Here is a 20033-nt window from a genome sequence, read left to right on the forward strand (position 1 = left end):
AAGGATGATTCAAATCCACAAGGCGCCTCTCTTGCGATTTGTTCGGGTGGATTGCCGGACGGCGGCGACAATCCCGGACTGATCTCCGTGGTGCGTTACATCCATTTAGGTGACCGAACTGAATCAAAGTCAAGCCGTTCCTGATCCGATGAGCTCGTGCTTGCCCAGGCTAGGGTAACAGCCGCCCCAAATAGGGTGTTCACCGCATGGTCAAGGAGGGGAAACAAGGGTTATGCTCAAGAGAAGGCGATGGCCAAGTAATGGAGCCGTCCCGCCGGCTCCGGAAGTCAGAAACCCGCAAAAGGGGGTACGGAATGAAGGAAAGAGTAATGGGAAGGAACCAGGTTCGTGTGGGGATGCTGTTTGTGATTTGCTCTATTGGAGTCGTTTTTGCCTTATCCGGTCAAGCCGTTGGTGGAAGACACGGCGGTGGGGGTGGAGGAGGAGGGGGAGGCATGATGAGTACGACCCTGAGCACCTTCCAGACCGCGGATTTTGTCGGTTCCGGCGTGTGTGCTTTGTGCCACAGCGGACTCACGGATAGTGCCGGACAAAACGTATCCATCGACGCCCACTGGAGATCCACCATGATGGGCAACTCATCCAAAGATCCCCTGTGGCAGGCGAAGATCAGCTCGGAAATCAGTCGCAACCCGGCTCTCAAAGCGGTAATTGAAGAAAAATGCTCCCGCTGCCATATGGGTATGGCGCGCTATCAGGCGATGACGGACGGGACGGAAGTGAGCGTGCTCTCCCCCGGATTCCTGAACGCGAATCACCCCCTCCATACGGCCGCCATGGACGGCGTGTCCTGCACCCTCTGTCATCAAGTGCAGGAGGAAAATCTCGGTACGATTGACAGTTTCACCGGTCTTTATATCATCGATACGCTCAGCTCGCCTCCATATCGCCTTGCTTTCGGTCCCTATAACAATCCTTTCAAGAACCCTATGGAGATGCACTCCGGGTTTTCGCCTACGGCCGGGACCCAGGCGATCGATTCGGCCCTTTGCGGCAGTTGTCACACCCTCTTTACACCGTCGGTGGACGCCGGTGGGAACGTCCTCGGCGAGTTCCCGGAGCAGACCACGTTTCTCGAATGGGAGCATGCAGTCCAGGGCGCCGGAGGCCTGACCGTCAAGACCTGTCAGGACTGCCATATGCCTGACGCCAACGGATCCGTGGTCATCAGCAATCGGCCGAGACGGCTTTCCCCGCGCAGTCCCTTCGGGCAGCATCATTTTGTCGGCGGGAACGCTTTCATGGTGAATCTCCTCAAGGCGAACAGCGCTGCACTGGGTGTGACGGCAGACGCTTCGCACCTGGACGCGACCATAGCCAGGACCGATGCGCAATTGCAGGGGAAGACCGCCACGGTTGTCATCGATTCGGCGTCCGTTGAGCAAGGCCTCCTGACGTTGAACCTAACCGTTGAAAACCGATCGGGCCATAAGTTTCCCAGCGGAATTCCGGCCAGGCGTTCTTGGCTGCACGTCACGGTGAAGGACGGGGCGGGCCGGGTCCTCTTCGAGTCGGGCGCTCCCCAAACGAATGGGAGTATCGCCGGAAACGACGCCGATGCGGACCCTGATGCGTACGAACCTCATTACGACCTCATCACCTCAGTGGACGAGGTCCAGATCTACGAGCCCATTATGCTCGACAGCTCCGGCCGCGTCACTTATACGCTGCTTAGAGCCTATTCCTATGCGAAGGACAACCGGTTGTTGCCCGTAGGGTTTGACAAGTTGTCCGCTCCAGTGGACGTGGCCGCATGGGGCCAGGCCGCGGATGACGGGAATTTCACGGCCGGACAGGACCGGGTCACATATCAGGTGGATGTATCGGGAAGCGCCGGGCGGTTGACCGTTGTGGCCGAGCTCCTCTATCAGGCCGTGTCCTATCCGTTTGCAGAGAACTTGAGGCAGGATGGAACCGAACTGACCACCCGTTTCCTGGGACAGTATGATGTTGCCGGAAAGGCGCCCAGGCTGGTGGCCACGACCCAGGCCTTTGTTCAGTAGGTCGGGATTGGCTGATCCAGACAGTCAACCTGGGGTCGGAAGCCTTTGTTACCTGGGCGCAGGAGTACTAGGGGCCCTGACCCTCTCAGCGAGGTTGGGGACGTTACTGAAAAAAAACGGAGGTTAATCGGCGGATGAGTCCGGTTAACCTCTTCTTGTATCCATTCAGGGGGATGGGTCCGTGCTTCTTCTGTGCGCTCTTTGTGTCGGAGGACGGGCCCCTCTGAATAACGGACCATCCCTTCTCGTTACTTCCGGATGTAGCTGATCTCCATCATCTTCTCTTCCTTGCCGGTCTTGTCGATGCCGTACATTTGGAACTCGAAGGTATTGGCGTTCACGATCCGGGTCACGGAACGATACTTCATGGGACCCTTAACGGGATCGTCGTAATCACTTTCCTGGGTAATCGTCTTACCATCCGCGCCGGCCGTCCCTTCGAAGAAGAAGATGCCGGTACTCATGGAATCCATCCATGTGGACACATACTTCTTGGTGTGGTTGTCATACGCGGCGAAGCCGAGGCCGGTGAACGGACTTCCCATCATATCGCCGGTAAACTCCTGCTGCAGGTAACGTCCGCCCAGGATCATTTTCTGCTCGCTCGATCCGGTGGATTCCATGGGGGGCTTATCGGGATCCATGCACATTTTGCTTCGGGTGGTCCAACTTCCCGCCATGCTCGCCAAAAGCTTATGGGGAGCGCCCGGAGTTCCGAGCTTCATGTAGACCTCCATCATTGCCTGCATGTCCATTTTTTTTTCTTCTTTCGCTGCTTTGCTCATTACAATCTCCTCGTATAGGTTTTACCCGGTTCGGAATCGAACGATTCGTTCCACCCTTGTTCCATATCCCTGAGCATCTTTTCATCAATGGGCTCACTAGCCGAATGCCTCAACGTCATCTTCGTCTTGCCGCCCAAGAGGTTCCTTTTTTTCCATTCAATGAGGAATAGCGTGCTTGCGATCATGGCGCCTGACACGATAATGCCTATCCCGAGCATTTCGAATCCTGTGGAGATCCAATGAGTCGCTTCGTCAAACAGGTTCACCACTGCTCCCTTTTAATTAAACTGAACCTTGACGGATTCCGGGTAAAAATGAATTCCTAAGTCGTGATGCGGATGTTTTCACAGACTGCCGAGGCAGGCAATCGATCGGGTCGGTTGTTCCCGTGCAGAAAGCCCGGTAGGGGAATGCATGTCGTCCCGGGGCGCTCTGGGTTGCTTCCTCAAGTTTTCACCCGTGATTCGCCCCCGCTTTTCAGTGCTGCAACACGTTGAATATCCAAGTGCAAAGTCCTATCCTCAGAAAAAGGAGCAACGCGTTCTTTCCGGATTCCTTGGGAAGCGTCCGGGAAGAACGATTTCAAAAGATCTTGTACAGTGATTTAGAGCCGACGATTAGAAGACATTTTATGCCCCCTGAAACGGAATAAAATGGTGTTGAGAGTGTATTTCGAGGGTCGAAAAACTGTATGTCCACTCACGACTACGGGGAGCCGGTTTTGCTTTACTGGGCTCACGTTCCCGGCGAGGTGGACGCGGAGGTATTAAGGTTTTCGATCAAAGCGCCGATGGATCAGAAGAGGAGTCGAGGGCGGCATCTATAAAGGCGGAGCCGCCGTTGGCAACTATCCCATTTTTTTGGAATTATCGTTGACGTCATCAACCTTCATCGGACTTATCAATAATACGGCCCTACTTCTGGCCTTGGTGCTGTTCTACGATACCGTTCTCCTGAGGCGGTTGGGAAGGAATCCGGCAACGGATCAGATCCTTACCGGGATCGTACTGGGCGCCATCGGCATTGTGGTGATGCTGACCTCCTTGAAATTCACGCAGGGAATCGTGTTCGACACCCGATCGGTGTTGCTTTGCATATCCGGCCTGTTCTTTGGAACCGTTCCGACGCTGACGGCGATGCTTTTGACCGGCGCCTTCCGATGGCATCTCGGGGGAGCCGGCATGTGGATGGGTATTGCCGTTATATTCAGCTCAGGGGGCATCGGCCTGGCGTGGAGACACTTCAACAGGAAAAAGCCAAGCGATCTGTCTTTTGCCGAGTTGCTTCTCCTCGGTCTTGCAGTCCATGTCGTCATGCTTTTCTGGACCGTTGCGCTGCCAGAGTCCGCTGTACGGAGCGTGCTTTCTGATATCAGCCTGCCTGTATTAGTGATTTTTCCTCTTGCCACCGCTCTTTTCGGAAAACTGTTGGCCCGACAGGATGAACGAAAACAGATGGAAAACCGGTTGAAGGAGAGCGAAGCGAGATACCGTCGAATCGTTGAAACGGCCAATGTAGGCATTTGGACCTTTGACGCCCAATTCAGAGTGACGTACGTGAACCACATTTTGGAGGAGTTCTTCGGGTACGATGAGAGTGAAATCATCGGGAGGCCCGTGACGAATTTCTTATTTGAGGAAGATTTGGCGGATCATGCGACAAAGATGGCCGATCGTCGCAGCGGGAAATCGGATACCTACGAACGGAGATTTCGAAGAAAGGATGGGAGCACGCTTTGGTCAAATGTATCCGCCACGCCGATGTTTGACGAAAGCAACCGGTTCAACGGCGCTTTTGCCATGTTTACGGATATCACAGACCGAAAGAAAGCGGAACTTGAGCTTAAGGAAAGCGAGACCCGCTTCCGGACGGTGTTTGAGCAGGCCGCCGTGGGCGTTGCACAGATCGAGTCCAGAACGGGCCGATTCGTGCGAATCAATCGGCGCTATTGCGATATTCTTGGATACAGCCTGGAAGAAATGATGCAAAAAACGTTTCCGGAGATCACGCACCCGGACGATCTCGATGCGGACCTTGAAAACATCAGACTGCTGCTAAAGGGGGAGATCCGAGAATTCTCGAAGGAGAAGCGTTACTTCCGTAAAGACGGATCGGTTGTGTGGGTGAATCTGACGGTGTCGCCCATGTGGGCCCCGGGTCAGGAGCCGGATTATCACACTGCAATTGCCGAAGACATCACCCAGCGCAAAGAAGCGGAAGCCGCCCTTCGAGAGAGTGAAAAAATACTCAACGATACCGGACGGATGGCCAAAATCGGTGGATGGGTGAATGATCTGAAAACGGGCAAGGCCGTCTGGACTCAAGCCCTCTATGACATCATTGAGATTGAAGGAGATTCCCCGCCGAGCCCGAACAAACACCTGGACTACTATGCTCCTGAAGACCGGGGTATGGTCAAGGAGGCCTATCGGAAATGCGTGAGAGAAGGTGAACCCTTTGACCTCGAGTTGAGGGTAAACACGGCCAAAGGAAAGCGTCTATGGTGCCGGGCAACCGGGGAGCCCGTGTTTGATGACGGCGAATGCATCAAACTCCGGGGGACATTTCAGGACATCACCGAGCGCAAGGAGGCGGAGGAGGCGTTGAAGGACGAAGCCATGCGGCGGCGTGTTCTGTTCGAACAGTCCAGAGACGGGATCGTAGTCATCGATCAGAACGGCAAGGTATACGAGTCGAACCGCCAATATGCCGGCATGCTCGGCTACTCCATGGAGGAAATGCATCAGCTCCACGTTTGGGACTGGGACGTTCAATGGACGAGGGATCAATTGATGGAGATGGTTCGCGCGGTCGATGCCTCCGGCGATCACTTCGAGACACGTAACCGCCGCAAAGACGGCAGCCTTATCGACGTCGAGATCAGCACCAATGCAGCGCGGTTCGCCGATGGGAAGCTGGTGTTCTGCGTATGCCGGGACATCACCGGCCGGAAAAAAGATGAGGAAGAGCGGAAAAAATATGAAAGTCAGCTTTACCTGGCGCAGAAACACGAGGCCATCGGCACTCTGGCCGGAGGAATTGCCCATGATTTCAACAACATTCTCTCGTCCATTATAGGATTCACCGAGCTTTCCCTGGATGACGTCCAAGAAGGAACGGAACTGTATCAAAATCTTTCAGAAGTCCTCGTTGCCGCCCTCAGGGCCAGAGATCTTGTTAAGCAGATCCTTACTTTTACTCGTCAGAGCAAGGACGAAAGCAAGCCTATCAATATCTGCTCACTCGTCAAAGAAGTGATGAACATGCTGCGTGCGACCATACCCACGTCGATTCGAATAGAAACCAACCTCAGCGAGAAGCGGTTGACTGTGAACGGTGATCCGACTCAGATCCATCAGGTCATCATCAACCTTGCCACCAACGCCTCTCATGCCATGGCGGAGAACGGAGGCGTAATGGGAATCACCGTCGAATCCATTCGCTTCGATGGACGCATTAAGCACCATTATCCGGAACTGGAGCCGGGTTCTTATGTAAGATTGTCGGTTAGCGATACCGGGCATGGGATCAGAAAAGAGCACATCAATTACATTTTCGACCCCTATTTTTCAACCAAGAGCACGGATCAGGGGTCCGGGCTCGGGCTCGCCGTGGTGCGGGGGATTGTCAAGGCTCATCGCGGGCATATTACGGTATATAGCGAGGTAGGCAAAGGGACCACATTTAATGTGTATCTTCCTTTGGAGAGTAAACTTGAAACCGAATCAAACGTCTCCCTGACGGAAAAAATGCCGATAGGCACGGAACATATTCTTTTTGTGGATGACGAATCGTCCATTGTGAGGATGCAGAAGCAAAGCCTCGAGCGCATGGGTTACGCCGTTACCGCCACAGACAGCAGTGTCGAAGCGCTGGACGTTTTTCGTGCGGCCTCGGATGACTTCGACTTGGTGATCACGGACATGACCATGCCGGGCATGACCGGCGACAGGCTGGCCCGGGCCGTCAAAGCGATCCGGCCCGAGATTCCGGTGATTCTGTGCACTGGATTCAGTGAAAAGTTGAAAGGCCCCGGACAAGCAGATATGAAGATCGACGCTGTTCTGATAAAGCCCGTGGATAAGTCAAAGTTGGCTAAGATCATCAGGGAGCTACTGGATAGGGCAAGGGACGCCAAATGACTCGTGCGGTTCCCGGCTTCTGAGTCGGATGAGTGAGGGGTTCGTGGTACACGGCCGTCAGATCTCCGGTCGATGGACGTTAGTAGCGATATCTGAGCTGGATGAGTGGAACGTTATCTTCGGAAATCTTATCAACGATCCGAATGCAGGTTGATCTGTAGGGTGAAACCCGGCAAACGGAAAGGAATCTCCTTCCGAGACCATTGTCCCAATCGATCCGCTCACTTGATTTCGAGAGGATGGAATGACGCTGCTACGCATGGAGGCTCAACATAACGGTCCGTGGAACCTTACGTTGAACCTCCCGTTTTTCGCCCTTCTGCTAAAGGTAGCTGCTTCTACCTGTTTTTTGTGCGTCTGATACCGATCAGACCCAGCAGCCCGGAGCCCAGAAGCCATAGGGCAGCCGGGATCGGGACCTGAGCCGTCTCGATCGTTAACGTGATCCCACTGTTGTAAAAATGACAATCCGGGTCGAAACCAAGGCCGGCGTTTCCATCCGCGAAAAAGGCGTTCAGGTCGGCAAGTTGGCCGGCAGTGAAATCATAAGTAATGTCGTGAGCCGTGGCCGGCAGGTTCTGCCAGTGGTTCAAGAGTATCCCCTGACCGGAGAAGTAATCGCCTCCGCCTTGATTGTCCGTTCCAACCACTACTCCTGCCGCTGCTGAATCCAACAAATGGACCCATAGATCATTCGGTCCCGAGTCAAAGTTTCGGATGTTATCGAAAAACAGGGAAGCGCTTTCGATGATTTCACCATCCGGTATCGACCAGTTTATACCCCAGGTATAGTATTTTTCATGATCTAGGTCCCAAAGATCCGCACTGGGGGATGGGTTGAACGTATAAGTGGTAGCGAAAGCCCACCCGGTCATGGAAAAAACAAACAAACCTACCAACAGGAAACCCAAACTTTTTCTCATAAAAACCTCCTTACCCGGTTTGAAGCGGGTTGCCGCCGGAGCGGCGCATCCGCCCCGTTGAATCGATCAAACGTGAATGAAAGCCCCTCCCAAAAACAAACGCCGAGTCACCCTAATCAAGGCAACCCGGCTATCTCTTCAGGAACATATGAGACCCGTGGCTTTCCGTCCCCGTCTCACGACGGGTTTGGCCATATCATGATTTGATTATCTACAGATTACATGAAGACATGAAGCGTTGTCAAGATAAATAAGTACCTAATTTAATGTAAAAAATAATGTACAGAAGAAATGGTGACTATGTTGGCCGATCCGGAAGCCGCACCGCCGGCGCTCCCTCTGCGTACAGTCGAGAAAGAAGGAACAACCGCCGGTCAGGGCGTATCCCAACGAGCCGCGCGCCCGCCTCGAACGGCGCTTGCAGCTGCAACCGGGAAAGAGGAACCGCCCTGGGAGAGGATCGGAGGATGGAAATGGGTGACCAGGTCGGCAAACCGGGAAAACGTTTTCCCCCGGCGGAAGCAGAGTGGGTGCGGTGTAACAAAAAGACTCTTTCGCGGGTTATCCTTAGTATCCCTGACGCGCCGCCTCGACGATGGCCTTGAGATTCTCGACGGGGGTTTCCAGCGGTATGGCGCATTCGGGGCCGATGATGGAAACGCCCGCCTCGATGGCGTAGCGGGCCTGTCGGTAGACGTCTTCCGGGGAGCCTTGGAACAACACATTGGCGTTGTCGATGTTTCCCACCAGGGACATCCGGTTTCCCACTCTGCGCACGGCCTCTACGGCGTCGATCTGCTGTTCGAAATGGTAGGCGTCAAATCCCGCTTCGGCAAATAGTTCGAGGCGGTCCGCACAGTTCCCGCACACATGCAGGATCAACGGTCCACCGATTTCCGACGTGATCATTTTGTGCAACGGAAGTAGATATTCTTGGTAATGGTGCGGCCCCACGAGGTCTCCCGTGGCGTGGTCCGCCACTACGACCACGTCCGCTCCGGCCTGAAACTGTGCCCTGGCAAAGGCAATGGTAACGGGCGCAAGCCGATCCAGAGTGTGTTTCAGCCGATCCTTCAACTCGGGGTTCCGGCCGGATTTGCCCACGTACAACAGGAAGCGTTCGACACCGGTGAGGTGATAGGACAGTGTCCATGGACCCATGACTTTGCCTACAATGGCGGCGCGGTCACCAGCTTCCCTCCGGAGCAGGGAAAGCGCGTCCAGGACCACCCGCATGGACGGTTTCTCGAGAAGATGATCCGGTATATCGACGGGTGAAAGATCGGGGTGGGGCGCGTCTTTGACATTGGGCATCATGTTCCGGTGACCCCAGTCCACGGTGCACCCAAGGGCGGCCGCTTCCTGTTGGACACTGAACTCCGGCATGATGGTGTCGAATCCGATGACTTCATGTCCGGCTAACGCCAGATCGGCCATGGCGCGCGGATCCAGGTGGGCTTCCGGAAATCCCGCCCCCGCGGCTTCCATGAGTCCGTGACACACAATGGAAGTGGGATTTCCCACGGGCGGACGCACGGACTTCCGCCCTCCGAATAAGGCGGCCATGACGAGATTACGCGGTGTGGGTTTCATTTGTTATACGGTACCTCCTAAAGGAAGACGGTATCGAATGGGCATCATAACGTCAAGTTTGCCTTCGATCAACGAAAGGCATTGACCCGAAAAGGATGAAACCTCATCGTGAGGGCGTATCGTTGACAAAGGACGTCGAGAGTATATATAGTGTTATATATTCTATACAATCATAACGGGACGGGGATGTCGGGATGGCGATCAGTATTCGAAATGCACGGGCTGAACGGCTTGCACGGGAAGTGGCGGCTGAGAGCGGCGAGAACCTCACTCAGGCCATCATACATGCCCTGGAAGAACGTCTCGAACGGCTCAAGGGCCGCAGGATGGTTTCCGATACGGCTCAGGAAATTATGAAGATTTCCGAGCGGTGCAGTATGCTGCCGGACCAGGATCCGCGCTCACCGGAAGAGATCCTGGATTACGACGACTTTGGGGTTCCGGATTAATGGTTATTGACACGTCCGCGTTGGTCGCCGTTCTTCTCAGAGAAAAAGAGGCCGAGATCTTTGCGAAAGCCATTGCGAGGGACCCGAAACGCCTCATCAGTGCATTTACGGCTTTGGAGACGGGGGTGGTCATCGAAGTCAAAAAGGGCGAGGCTGGAGGCCGCGAATTCGACCTTCTAGTTCACCGGGCCGGAATTGATATCATTCCTATGAATGGAGAACAATTCCAGATTGCCAGAGTAGCCTGGAGAACATATGGAAAACGTCGTCACCCTGCAGGCTTGAATATTGGCGATTGCTGTTCGTATGCTCTGGCGAAATATGCCGGGGAAGCATTGCTGTACAAAGGAGATGATTTTTCCAAGACCGATATCCGCTCTGCAGAGTTCATTCTCTCAGGAGTGGAGTGAAGCTGTCCTTTTTCACCGCTGCCGTGTTTAGGCAGGTTCGAGTTCAACCGTCGCCGAGCGGGCAGAGTCAACCCGTAGCTATTATCCGGAATTCCACACGGGATGTCCTCGATAGGGGGGCCTGATTCCTTTTCTGTCGCGGCCGGCCGGGCAGGTTTTTACCATCTAGGGTCTGAAACAAGAAAGCCCAAGTAGCAGGGTCCGAACGATCCGAAAAAGATCAAACGGTTCCAATAATCCGGTTCGCGGATCGCATCGAAGGGAGGAGATGGAGATGCCGTACGACCAAGATATCGACTCCCGAATAAGGAAGGCTGTTTCCGGCTGGAAAGGCGTTTCCAGCAAAAAGATGTTCGGAGGGGTGTGCCATCTGCTCAATGGAAATATGGTCGGAGGCGTGTACAAGGATTACATGATCCTCAGGCTGGGAACGGAAGAAGCGGAGCGCGCACTGAGGCGGAAGCATGTGAAGGAGTTCGACATAACGGGAAAAGCCATGAAGGGGTGGGTCATGGTGGAAAAGGAAGGGTTCATCACCGATCAGGAGCTCGGCGATTGGCTGCGCAAAGCAGAGCGGTTTGTAAAGACGCTGCCCCCCAAATGAAGGAACTCCGGACCCGCTTAGCAAAGGAGACCATCGTGCTGAAAGTCAAGCCTGTGGACGGATATCCGCCGGAAGAGGGTAGGTTCACCCGTGGAAATGATTATGCGCCCGTGGCCGTTTGCACGATCCTGGATACGTTGGAGTACAAAGTGCCGCTCGATCTTCAAAGCCTGGTCATGGCCGGACTGGACGCCGGGGCCGCCATTTCCGGTATGCTTCAAACTGAAAACGTCGGTTTGGAGAAGATGATCTGCAACGTGGTGGGCAACCCCAACATCCGCTACATCGTGCTGTGCGGCAGGGAATCGGAGGGGCACTTTCCCGGAGCGACCCTTCTGTGTTTAATGAAGAACGGGGTTGATGAAGGGAAGCACATTATCGGCGCCACGGCTCCGACCCCATACCTTTATAATATACCGATGCATCTCATTGACCGATTCAGGAATCAAATCGTGGGGGTGATCGATCTGCTCTGCAAACCCGGCGAAACGGATCTCAAAACGCCGGGCCTGAACCCAAAGACCATCGGAAAGGCGGTCTGGTCTTGCTTTCAGGAAGCTCCGGTAGAGTTCATGGGGTATACGGTGTACGATGTGGGTGCGTATCCCGAGCCGCCGATCCATCACAAGATCGTATACAAGGTGACTCAGCCCCAACCCGGTATGAATCCGGGGAAATCCGCTATGGATATGGGATTCATCCTGCATAAGTTCTTGCCGGGCGACAATTGCAGGGAATGCGGTAAGCGGACCTGCCTCGCCTTCGCAGTGGCTCTGGCAAAAAGCCGGGTTCGAATTGAAGACTGCCCGCTGCTGACGGTTCCGGGGCGCGAAATGGAACGAGCGGCATTGACGAGACTCCTGGAATAGGTCTCTTGGACACAGGAAACGCGAAAAGCGTACTCCAACCTCATGAAACAACCCTGTTACAGACACCGTGAACGCGAAGGAACCTATTATTGCCAGTGTGATGCCCGATACATGTGCGACGAGTGCGTTCAATGTCCGGGGCCTGATCTTCACTGTAAATTCCGCGTTTCGTGCACCATTCATTTTCTCATGGAAGAAGGAGTGCTGCCGAAAAGGAAGTCGCCGTCCGCGCGAAACGGGTGACGGGACGCGGGGATACGGGAGGGAAAATCATGAGCGATGAGCTACTGAAGATCCAACGGGAGTACATAAGACGGCGATATGATCAGCTCCCCGAAGACATGGACCAGCGCCTGCTTGCGATTAGAGAAAAGGACTCGTTTCATTTCAAGGCGTTCGGGCAACCATGCACGGTCAGTCCCGATGGGATCACCCTCGGGGGAGTGCCCATAACGGGACCGATCGGCGTTTTGATCGCTCTGTATGTGTTCCATGCCGTCAGAGATCCGGTTCAGATCGAGCCCGTCAAGTCCTTCAAACAGATCAAAGGAACTACCCCCTACCACGGAGCTTTTTCCGCCCGCTCCGAGAAAAGCCTGATTCCCTATGTAACCGGCATCCGGCAAAACAAGGAAACCCTTCTTTCGGTTTTTGATGGGAAAGAGAGCGAAGGGACGAAGGGAGACTCTTCTTTTATTTTGTATCCCTTGCCCAAGGTCCCCTTGCAGTATATTTTCTATTTGGCCGACGAGGAATTCCCGGCCTCAGTCACCTGCCTTCTTGCTTCCAACGCCGAGCTGTTCATGCCTGTGGACGGACTTGCGGACGTGGGGGAATACACGGCCAAACGGATCGTGGAAATCGTAACTCGTTAGAATCGCTTCCATACGTACTTGCGCTTTTCCTCGTCCCATTGCCAGGTGTAATTCGCCGGGACCACCGTTCTAGAAAAGGGCGGGTCCGTTTCAGTTGCGTTGTCGTAATATTCCGTCCGAATCTCCTCCAGTACCATTCCGGCATCTTTCATACACTCAAACCGGTTACGGCTTTCCCAACCGGTCCTATGATCGACGATCTTATACATGCTCGTGGTTCGGGGCCGCTAAACGGTCCTCCTTCCCGGTTCTCTGTTCCAAAAGATGTATCATTGACGGTAGTTATTGATACGCGCCTCCTGACCGACTCGGAATGAATCGAACAGGAGGCGCGCCGTGCAAAGGAGTGCGAAACGATGCCGTCAAGCTTTTAGTGATCTGGGCAAAATCACCGTTCTTCACGTTGAAGTATGTCCGATACGGACTCACCAACTCCCGAGGGGATCCGGGAATGGTCCCGTGGTGGATGGTGACCCCTCGAGGATCCCCTGTGAATACCCGTACTAGTTGTAGGTCCCGTACAGTCTCGCCGCTTGGACCAGCGCCTTGAGGTTTTCCGGCTTCACATCGTGGTGCACTTCACAACTGGCCGTTAACCAGAACTTGCCTCCGGGCATTCCGATATCCAAGTAATGCCTGACTTCTTTAATGACATCTTCAGGTGTTCCATGCACTAGGTTGTTACCGGCCTTGGAGACCGCCGGGCCGGCCGCCAGAATGACCTTGTCCCCGTATTTCTCTTTAGCCCACTTGAAATCGACCTGCTCATGGAAGGCGACGACCGCGGGTTCGACTTTGTTGACAATGAGGTCAAAAAACGGCGTGGCGTCCTCACACTGGTGAAAGACGTAAGGGACGGGCGCAATGGCATCTCGAATCTTTCGATGATAGGGAATAACGAACTCTTCATACTGATCGGGACTGACGGCCTCGTCAATCATGGACTCGACCGTGGCGATGGCGGCGGCGCCTGCGCCGATCATGGCTTTTGCATAGTTGATGGCCGATTCGGTGACCACCTCCAACAGGTCGTGCAGAAACTTCGGGTTTCTGACGATCTCGACAAAAAACCCTTTGTAATGGCCGGCATATACGTCCGTGGCCGTATCCGGGGGACCTTCCACAAACCCGGCGATCCCGACGTCAGGGTATTTTCGTCTGAGTCGCTTAATGGTTTCAAGAACCACGGGCATTCGGCCGTCCTTCTCCGGATCGGCGGGTTTCAGTTTCAGTACATCTTTGGGTTCTTTGACCACCCAGTCCTTGATGAAGCCCATGCGCATTCCGCCGCCCGTCTTCAGCGTGTAACCGACTTTCGAGCCCAGGGCTTCTCCCTCGATCCGGAAATCGCAGGGGAGGAAGAAATTGTCGAACTCATATTCGGTATACTGTCGTTCCACGGCCTGAAACAGTTTTCGGGGATGCCAGAGCGCTTCCTCCCAAGTGTAATCCAGAAATTGCAGGTCCCTTTGCAGCATGCTCTGGTAATAGAGAATCACCGGCACCCTGTCCGGTTTTTGTCCTGTAAGTGTGGCCACAACGCGTTCCAACGGCGTCATAAGCTTACCTCCTTTCCTTGGTAGGTGATGTGGTTAATAGGCATGCAACCTGGATTGACAACTTCCGTAGTATTCGACTACTGATTAGTTACTATACAATGAAGCAGGATGGATATGAACCCCAGAAATATCCATACATTTTACCAGGTATTTACTGGGATTCTTATAGAGTAAGAAGATGAGTTCTTAGGTTGTCTCTACGCCCTTTAAGACCGAGCCTCTTACGGATATTTTCTCGGTGGAATTCAACCGTCTTCGAGGAAATGGAAAGTATCTCGGCAATTTCTTTGCTGGTAAAACCTTCCTTAACCAGCCCGGCAATACGGATCTCCGATGGTGTGAGGCTCAGAAATCGGGAGCTGAGTTTATGAGCGAAGGGAGAGATGATATCGTTCAGATTGGACTCAACAACCTCTATAAGGTTCTTGTATCTTTGATCCATTGCTCCGGGCTTCAGCCGGTCCAGGTACGGTTGCACCAGCTCTTTCACCTGCGAGACCACCTTTTCCTCAATTTCCCGACGGTCTTCATCCCGCTGGCGAACGAGGACCCGTAAGGCGGCGTTGGCTTCTTCCAGTTTATGCGCTTCGCGTTCTAAATCGGCTTCACGGCGGCGCAGCGCGGCATTGGCTTCTTCCAGTTTCAGGGTCTCGAGCTGCAGTTCAGTATCGCGACGACGTAACGTGATATGCGCCTGCTTGACGTTGGTAACGTTTTCGTGGCTGACCACCAGTCCCATGGGACCTTCAAATTCGAGCCTCAGACGGGTTACCCGGATGTTGTACCAGCATTTTTCATATGGCGAGTGGCAGGGATATTCCATAACAAACTCGCCTGATTCCCCGCTAATAACGGATCGAATGCCGGCGGCCGCCTTCCTGGCCAGAGCAAAGCCGCGCCCTTCAGCCTTGTCGCAGACGGAGAGATAATTGACCCCTACCGTATCCGGACGCATTCGGATGCCGCTCGCCCTGGCAAACTCTTTCCAGGCCCGATTTGTCTCGAGAATGAAGCCGTCTTCATCCAGAACGGCCACTCGGGCGGACAAAGAGTCCAACGCCGTCTTGCTCCACAACAGGAGTTTTCTATCCGCCTCGATTCTGATCCGTCCGGAGTCCATGCTCTTCTTTTGGGGTCCCGGGGATACCATGGGGTATTGTCCTGTAGAGGTTAAAAAGGACGCGGCATAGCCGCCTCGACGTTGCGGCTATGCCAAGGCGGAGCCGAGAAAGAAGTTTCTTGTGTCGGATCACATGCGGCTCCGGCCTTTCCCGGTGGTTCAGAAACGCCGGGTGTCAAGAGTATCCGTTCTATGAGTTGGACAAAACCGGGATCACATGTTCTTTAGTCTTCAATCCGAACAACAAGCCCCTAGTGCAGGGTAATCAGTCTCCGTGTATCCGTTCAAAGGCAGGCCTTCTTTCACTTTTCCGATAGTCCTTTTGAACGGCAAGTCCGTCCCAAGCCCCAGCCACGTATCTTCTCATCCAGGTCCTGATTTCGTCACCCCCCGCAGAGGTCTGCGGGAGGTCCATAAGCGGTTTCCAAAACGACCTGGATTCCGGCTTACGCCGGAATGACGAGAAGCAAGAGGCAGTTGTGACGACTACCCTCTGCACGAAAACGTCTCTATTATTTTTCTACCTCGCTGTTCGCCCACCTCAGGGCCTCTTTTTCATTATCTCCATAGAAATCGGCGCCAATCTTCTTGGCGAAATCCCAGGATATCGGACCGCCGCCGATCATGACCTTGACCCCCTCACGGGTACCTTCTTCCGAAAGTCCTTCCACGGTTCGCTTCATACTGAGCATGGTGGGCGTCATGAGTGTGGAAAGCAGCAAAAAGTCGGGTTTTTCTTTCGCCACGGCATCCAGATAGTCTTCAACGGGAACATCTCTCCCCATATCGACACAAATGAAGCCATTGGCTTCGAGCACGGTCTTCACCAGATTTTTTCCGATGTCATGAACGTCCCCTTCGACCACGCCGCATACGATCTTAGCTTTACCTCCCGCCGCTCCGGCAGCCTTGATTTCCTCTTTCAACAGGTCGAAGGCGGCATAAAACGCATCCGAACTGATTAGCATTTGAGGCAGGTAGTATTCCTTTTTTTCATATTTCTCACTGACAATCGCCATGGCCGGAATGAGGGCTTTCTCCACCGTGGTCATGGCTGCAATGTTCTGATCCAGAGCCTTCTGCGTCAGACTGCCGGCCTCATCCACCTTACCGAGTACAATTGAATCAATCAGTTGTTGGAAAAGCTGATCAGACATAATACTTCTTCCTCCCACTATAGAGTTAAGTAGCCAGTGGTATAGTTACGCTTCCGCAAATGCTTCACGATCTTCTCCTTGGTTAACCTCCTTTCTTTTCGATGCCGCGAGACGCTTGGCCTCATCAAAGGATTTCCTCAAAAGCTCTAAAGTCCCTTTGACCTCATCAATGTAAAAGTTAAATCTTTGAGCGAATTCTTCCGTTTCACTACGGAATTTGTCTCGATCTCCGATTCCGGTGTCCACCATTAAAACCCTCTTATACGCCGCCTTATCGAAGATCCACTTGACGGTTTCGAGGTCCGGCGCGTGCAATTCCTTGACGAGGAGGGTTTCCCAGTGTTTGAGCCAGCCGGGAGTGACGAACCAGGTGCCGGCCTCTTCATACAGGTGTTTCAGATAGTTCGCGGTTCCTCCCAACACCATGCACACACAGTCGTCAACTTTGCTCCCATCCTCATTCCGGGGCATCACAAGGGGGGACTTAACGTCCGATAACAAGTCTTCGATATTCAGAAGCACATTACCGCACAGCCCATACCCCAGTATGATTACGTCGCTCTTCTCGTCCAGCCGCTTGGTCTCATCCGCAACGTCTTTCTGAAGCAGTTCTTTATCCATGTGCAGTCCGACACGCAAAACGTGGGCAAGGATTTCGAATCTCCTCGATGGATCGGGAATGAACTCGGAGACGTCCTTCATCACCGTCAATCGATCACCGATTCTTCGGTTCAGGTCGGCAATGAGGTCTGCCCCCGGATCGCTTTCAACAAATGTGACTTTCTCGAGTTCCGGGTCCTGAGAGATGATAAAAGACATCTCATCCTCCAGCACCTCACAAATCAGAAGCCCTATAACCATCTCCGCGTCACGCCTCCCTGATTCTGATGTTTTCAAACGACAACTGCATTGGGCATTCCATTTCACACCTCCGGCAAGCCGTCCCGTCGCAAAGATCGGAACGAATGGCAATCACTTCTTTGCCGTCAACGACTTCCACCCGGGCGGCTGCTTCAGGGCAATTCTCAATACATTTGCGGCACTCTTGTCCTAGACACTCCGGCGGGAAATCGAGGTTCAAATCCGTCCCGACTTTGTCGACGATCTTCAATCCCAGGGGTCCGATTTCTATGATGTCCCTGTTTGCGATTCGTATCAGTTCCGGTGCGGGGTGCGGCGTGGGAAAGGGCTGAATGTTATAAATGGCCAGCATACTGTTCATCTGCCCGGCCGGCATGCCTTCGTTCCAGAAAGCCAGTTCACAGACAAAGGCGTTCTTGAAGGCTTTGGAATCCGCGAACATAATATGCTTGGCTGTAATGGAATCGGCTACTCGTTGGAGCAAATCAAGCAAATGGGGATTTCGAACGATTTCAGCGGCCAGCCTCAGGCTCGTATTGCCGGCCTGAACGACTTTGCGCGCCGAGTTTGGAATCAGTCCGACATTCCTGGCTTTTAAGGGATCCACATAATATCCGGAAGCGCCGGTCATATAGACGGCATCGAGTTGCGATAATTTGGCGCCCGTCTCTTCCACGAGGGTCATGTGTCCGGCCCGGATGGCGCCTATGGCTTTACCGGCTTCCTTGACATCCTTTTCCGTCATGTAAATGCTTTCGCTCAGGTAGACTCTGTGGTTCGGAGTACGGATGTCGGGGGGCCCAATGATACGGGCCTCGATGCCTTCCGAAAGTGCGGCAATAACGCCGGTTCCGGTCACTCCTATGGCTTTGAGACACTGTTCTCCGCCGCGAACGATCGTTCCGTCCGTGGGCGAAACGCACACTCCCCGTCCGCTGATAAGATCGGCGCCCAATACAACGGTATCCCACGCGTTGCCATTAGGAGTAATATCGGAAATAGCACCCGGTTGAGCCAACATGCCGAAGGAGACATGTTGGCCCTCCAACGCCGGACCCGAGGCCGCGGAACCGGTCAGGATATCGCCGCCCAGTTTGATGGCCATCTCGGCATTTGTGCCGTAATCCGTCACGATGGCGAATTCGTCCCGATCCAACAATCCGGTTACATACATCATGGCCAGAGCGTCTGCGCCGATTTCATGTTTTACGGCCGGTGGGACGAAAAGCTCCGCATCGTCGGGCAATTCCAGTCCAAAGTCCACTGCCTTGATGACTCTCGCCGGTCTCTTAATGGGCTCCGTGATGCCCAGTTTCTTTAGTTTACGCTTGCCTGCAAAGGCCAAATCTCGAAATTCCATCTTTTGAAAAAGGGAGAGCTGAATGGGATTCCCGCAAATGGCCACTCTCCGGACTTCGTTCAGGTCGACGGGCAGTGTGTGAATTACCCTGTGTACCGCATTAAGGATCAGTTTGTGGGTGATGTCCTGTCCCAACTCCAAACAGAAATGGAGGTGGTCCATCACGTTGGCGCCCGGCAGAGGATGACGGGTGGATATCGAGGTGACGATCACTTTTCCGTCGGCGTCGATCGCTTGGGCCCGAAAACCGCTTGTGCCGAGGTCTAATGCGAGACTGATCATGTCTTCGCCCCGTATTTTTTCCCCGCCTCGACCATGGCCTTCAGATTGGCCGTGGGAACCACTGAAGGAATGCCGCAACTGGTTGTCAGGAGATCGACTCTCTTATCGATGCAGGTCTTCACGGCCGCTTCCACATCCGGTGGATCCCCAAAAAGCAGGACCGTGTTTACATCCACATTGCCGCAAACGGCTGTGTTTTCACCCACTTTTCCCTTAGCTTCTGCGATGTCGACCGAAGAGTCGATGGAGATGCCCGAGGTTACTTCCGACATGTGCGCCAGTATCGAGTGCGCCTTACCGCAGATGTGCAGAATGGATCTTATGGGAATCTTATCGCAGATGTCTTTCGTATAGGGCTTGGCATACTTTTCGAACTGGAGGGGGCTGATCAAATCGGGACTGGCGGTGGCGTCTGCTATGACGATGCAGTCGGATCCTGCTTCGGCCTGAGCCAGAGCAAAATTCAAACAGGCTTTATGGGCGCGCTCGATCACATTCACGCAGCATTCGGGCTTGCGCATGAGTTCTCGCATGAAGGCGTCCACGCCACGGACCTGGCCCGCTACCATGAACGGACCCACAACCAGTGAAAAAATGGGGATGGTGTCGGGAACCATCTTCTTCAGAATCTTGATGGCCTTGAGAATGACCGGCATGCGGCCGTCTTTGTAAGGATCCGGGTCTATTACATTCTCGAAGTCGTCCGGACCCGTCATGGGAGGGGTTTTAACGGGGGGTTGAATGTCCAGGCCTTTGTTGGAACCCGCAGCGAAGTTAAGCACACATCCCATGGCCTCCGATTCCATGTTGATGTCGAACGGGACGCGAACACTCTCAAAGCCGATAACTTTGTACGCTTCGTAAGCCAGAGCAGCCATCAGCTCCGGGTCGGAGTGGGCTTGAGGCCAGTAAGCGTTGCAAGACTTCATCAGCTCCACCGTTCCCGTCTGTAAAGGCTGGGCTACAGGTATCCGATCGACTGGCTGGCGGTCTAGAGTAGCGAACAATCTCTCCTTCGGC

18 protein-coding genes and 1 riboswitch are annotated in these 20033 nt (G+C 53.9%); of the genes, 7 read left to right on the plus strand and 11 right to left on the minus strand.

Annotated features, from left to right (window positions below):
- Positions 1–314 precede the first annotated feature (314 nt).
- Positions 315–2024 (plus strand): hypothetical protein, encoded by a 1710-nt coding sequence (locus tag HY788_08315; GenBank protein MBI4774168.1) that lies wholly within the window; start codon positions 315–317, stop codon positions 2022–2024.
- 248 nt (positions 2025–2272) lie between these two features.
- Here HY788_08315 and HY788_08320 read toward each other — a convergent pair whose 3' ends face one another.
- Together HY788_08320 and HY788_08325 are read right to left on the minus strand one after the other, a co-directional pair.
- Positions 2273–2809: a DUF1579 domain-containing protein gene (locus HY788_08320; protein MBI4774169.1), complete on the minus strand. Its 537-nt coding sequence runs from the start codon at positions 2807–2809 to the stop codon at positions 2273–2275.
- Positions 2809–3075 (minus strand): hypothetical protein, encoded by a 267-nt coding sequence (locus tag HY788_08325; protein MBI4774170.1) that lies wholly within the window; start codon positions 3073–3075, stop codon positions 2809–2811. Before HY788_08325 ends, HY788_08320 begins: the two co-directional genes overlap by 1 nt.
- Positions 3076–3681: 606 nt before the next feature.
- Between HY788_08325 and HY788_08330 the strand changes: the two genes are divergently transcribed.
- Entirely contained in the window at positions 3682–6951 is a 3270-nt protein-coding gene (locus tag HY788_08330; protein MBI4774171.1) for a PAS domain S-box protein, read from the plus strand.
- Positions 6952–7289: 338 nt separating this feature from the next.
- On the opposite strand, the gene HY788_08335 is transcribed toward HY788_08330, so the two are convergent.
- The gene (locus HY788_08335; protein MBI4774172.1) at positions 7290–7874 is read right to left on the minus strand and encodes a VPLPA-CTERM sorting domain-containing protein; all 585 of its coding nucleotides are present in this window, start codon (positions 7872–7874) and stop codon (positions 7290–7292) included.
- A 117-nt stretch (positions 7875–7991) separates the two neighbouring features.
- A riboswitch (cyclic di-GMP riboswitch) is annotated at positions 7992–8076 on the minus strand.
- A gap of 365 nt (positions 8077–8441) precedes the next feature.
- Complete coding sequence (locus HY788_08340) at positions 8442–9467, minus strand: MtaA/CmuA family methyltransferase (GenBank protein MBI4774173.1); 1026 nt, start codon at positions 9465–9467, stop codon at positions 8442–8444.
- Between the two features lie 194 nt (positions 9468–9661).
- Here HY788_08340 and HY788_08345 point away from each other — a divergent pair, with 194 nt between their 5' ends.
- From HY788_08345 to HY788_08365, 5 genes are all read left to right on the plus strand, one after another.
- A complete protein-coding gene (locus tag HY788_08345) occupies positions 9662–9916 on the plus strand; it encodes a type II toxin-antitoxin system VapB family antitoxin (protein MBI4774174.1) in 255 nt (84 codons plus the stop codon).
- The gene (locus HY788_08350; GenBank protein ID MBI4774175.1) at positions 9916–10326 is read left to right on the plus strand and encodes a type II toxin-antitoxin system VapC family toxin; all 411 of its coding nucleotides are present in this window, start codon (positions 9916–9918) and stop codon (positions 10324–10326) included. The genes HY788_08345 and HY788_08350 overlap by 1 nt, the downstream gene beginning before the upstream one ends.
- A gap of 274 nt (positions 10327–10600) precedes the next feature.
- Positions 10601–10930: a TfoX/Sxy family protein gene (locus tag HY788_08355; GenBank protein ID MBI4774176.1), complete on the plus strand. Its 330-nt coding sequence runs from the start codon at positions 10601–10603 to the stop codon at positions 10928–10930.
- Between the two features lie 35 nt (positions 10931–10965).
- Positions 10966–11799: a tetrahydromethanopterin S-methyltransferase subunit A gene (locus HY788_08360; protein ID MBI4774177.1), complete on the plus strand. Its 834-nt coding sequence runs from the start codon at positions 10966–10968 to the stop codon at positions 11797–11799.
- A gap of 272 nt (positions 11800–12071) precedes the next feature.
- Entirely contained in the window at positions 12072–12674 is a 603-nt protein-coding gene (locus HY788_08365) for a DUF3786 domain-containing protein (GenBank protein MBI4774178.1), read from the plus strand.
- Here the strand turns inward: HY788_08365 and HY788_08370 are convergent.
- The 7 genes from HY788_08370 to HY788_08400 all read right to left on the minus strand — a co-directional run.
- Positions 12671–12811, minus strand: a complete 141-nt coding sequence (locus HY788_08370; protein ID MBI4774179.1) for a hypothetical protein — start codon at positions 12809–12811, stop codon at positions 12671–12673. The genes HY788_08365 and HY788_08370 overlap by 4 nt on opposite strands.
- 366 nt (positions 12812–13177) lie before the next feature.
- A complete protein-coding gene (locus HY788_08375; protein MBI4774180.1) occupies positions 13178–14233 on the minus strand; it encodes a uroporphyrinogen decarboxylase family protein in 1056 nt (351 codons plus the stop codon).
- Positions 14234–14396: 163 nt separating this feature from the next.
- Entirely contained in the window at positions 14397–15383 is a 987-nt protein-coding gene (locus HY788_08380; GenBank protein MBI4774181.1) for a PAS domain-containing protein, read from the minus strand.
- Positions 15384–15865: 482 nt separating this feature from the next.
- Positions 15866–16510, minus strand: coding sequence for a corrinoid protein (locus HY788_08385; GenBank protein MBI4774182.1), 645 nt, complete (start codon positions 16508–16510; stop codon positions 15866–15868).
- A 45-nt stretch (positions 16511–16555) separates the two neighbouring features.
- Positions 16556–17371, minus strand: coding sequence for a DUF1638 domain-containing protein (locus HY788_08390; protein MBI4774183.1), 816 nt, complete (start codon positions 17369–17371; stop codon positions 16556–16558).
- Positions 17372–17378: 7 nt separating this feature from the next.
- The gene (locus tag HY788_08395) at positions 17379–19013 is read right to left on the minus strand and encodes a methylamine methyltransferase corrinoid protein reductive activase (protein ID MBI4774184.1); all 1635 of its coding nucleotides are present in this window, start codon (positions 19011–19013) and stop codon (positions 17379–17381) included.
- On the minus strand, positions 19010–20033 hold a 1024-nt coding region (locus HY788_08400), incomplete at its 5' end, for an MtaA/CmuA family methyltransferase (GenBank protein ID MBI4774185.1). The genes HY788_08395 and HY788_08400, both read right to left, overlap by 4 nt.

The organism is Deltaproteobacteria bacterium (assembly GCA_016208165.1).
GTDB lineage: Bacteria > Desulfobacterota > Desulfarculia > JACQYL01 > JACQYL01 > JACQYL01.

Coding starts and splice junctions, on each gene's coding strand:
- HY788_08315 (MBI4774168.1), top strand. CDS start 315: ATGAAGGAAAGAGTAATGGGAAGGAACCAGGTTCGTGTGGGGATGCTG.
- HY788_08395 (MBI4774184.1), bottom strand. CDS start 19,013: ATGATCAGTCTCGCATTAGACCTCGGCACAAGCGGTTTTCGGGCCCAA.
- HY788_08385 (MBI4774182.1), bottom strand. CDS start 16,510: ATGTCTGATCAGCTTTTCCAACAACTGATTGATTCAATTGTACTCGGT.
- HY788_08320 (MBI4774169.1), bottom strand. CDS start 2,809: ATGAGCAAAGCAGCGAAAGAAGAAAAAAAAATGGACATGCAGGCAATG.
- HY788_08350 (MBI4774175.1), top strand. CDS start 9,916: ATGGTTATTGACACGTCCGCGTTGGTCGCCGTTCTTCTCAGAGAAAAA.
- HY788_08365 (MBI4774178.1), top strand. CDS start 12,072: ATGAGCGATGAGCTACTGAAGATCCAACGGGAGTACATAAGACGGCGA.
- HY788_08335 (MBI4774172.1), bottom strand. CDS start 7,874: ATGAGAAAAAGTTTGGGTTTCCTGTTGGTAGGTTTGTTTGTTTTTTCC.
- HY788_08370 (MBI4774179.1), bottom strand. CDS start 12,811: ATGGTACTGGAGGAGATTCGGACGGAATATTACGACAACGCAACTGAA.
- HY788_08355 (MBI4774176.1), top strand. CDS start 10,601: ATGCCGTACGACCAAGATATCGACTCCCGAATAAGGAAGGCTGTTTCC.
- HY788_08375 (MBI4774180.1), bottom strand. CDS start 14,233: ATGACGCCGTTGGAACGCGTTGTGGCCACACTTACAGGACAAAAACCG.
- HY788_08345 (MBI4774174.1), top strand. CDS start 9,662: ATGGCGATCAGTATTCGAAATGCACGGGCTGAACGGCTTGCACGGGAA.
- HY788_08380 (MBI4774181.1), bottom strand. CDS start 15,383: ATGGTATCCCCGGGACCCCAAAAGAAGAGCATGGACTCCGGACGGATC.
- HY788_08390 (MBI4774183.1), bottom strand. CDS start 17,371: ATGGTTATAGGGCTTCTGATTTGTGAGGTGCTGGAGGATGAGATGTCT.
- HY788_08340 (MBI4774173.1), bottom strand. CDS start 9,467: ATGAAACCCACACCGCGTAATCTCGTCATGGCCGCCTTATTCGGAGGG.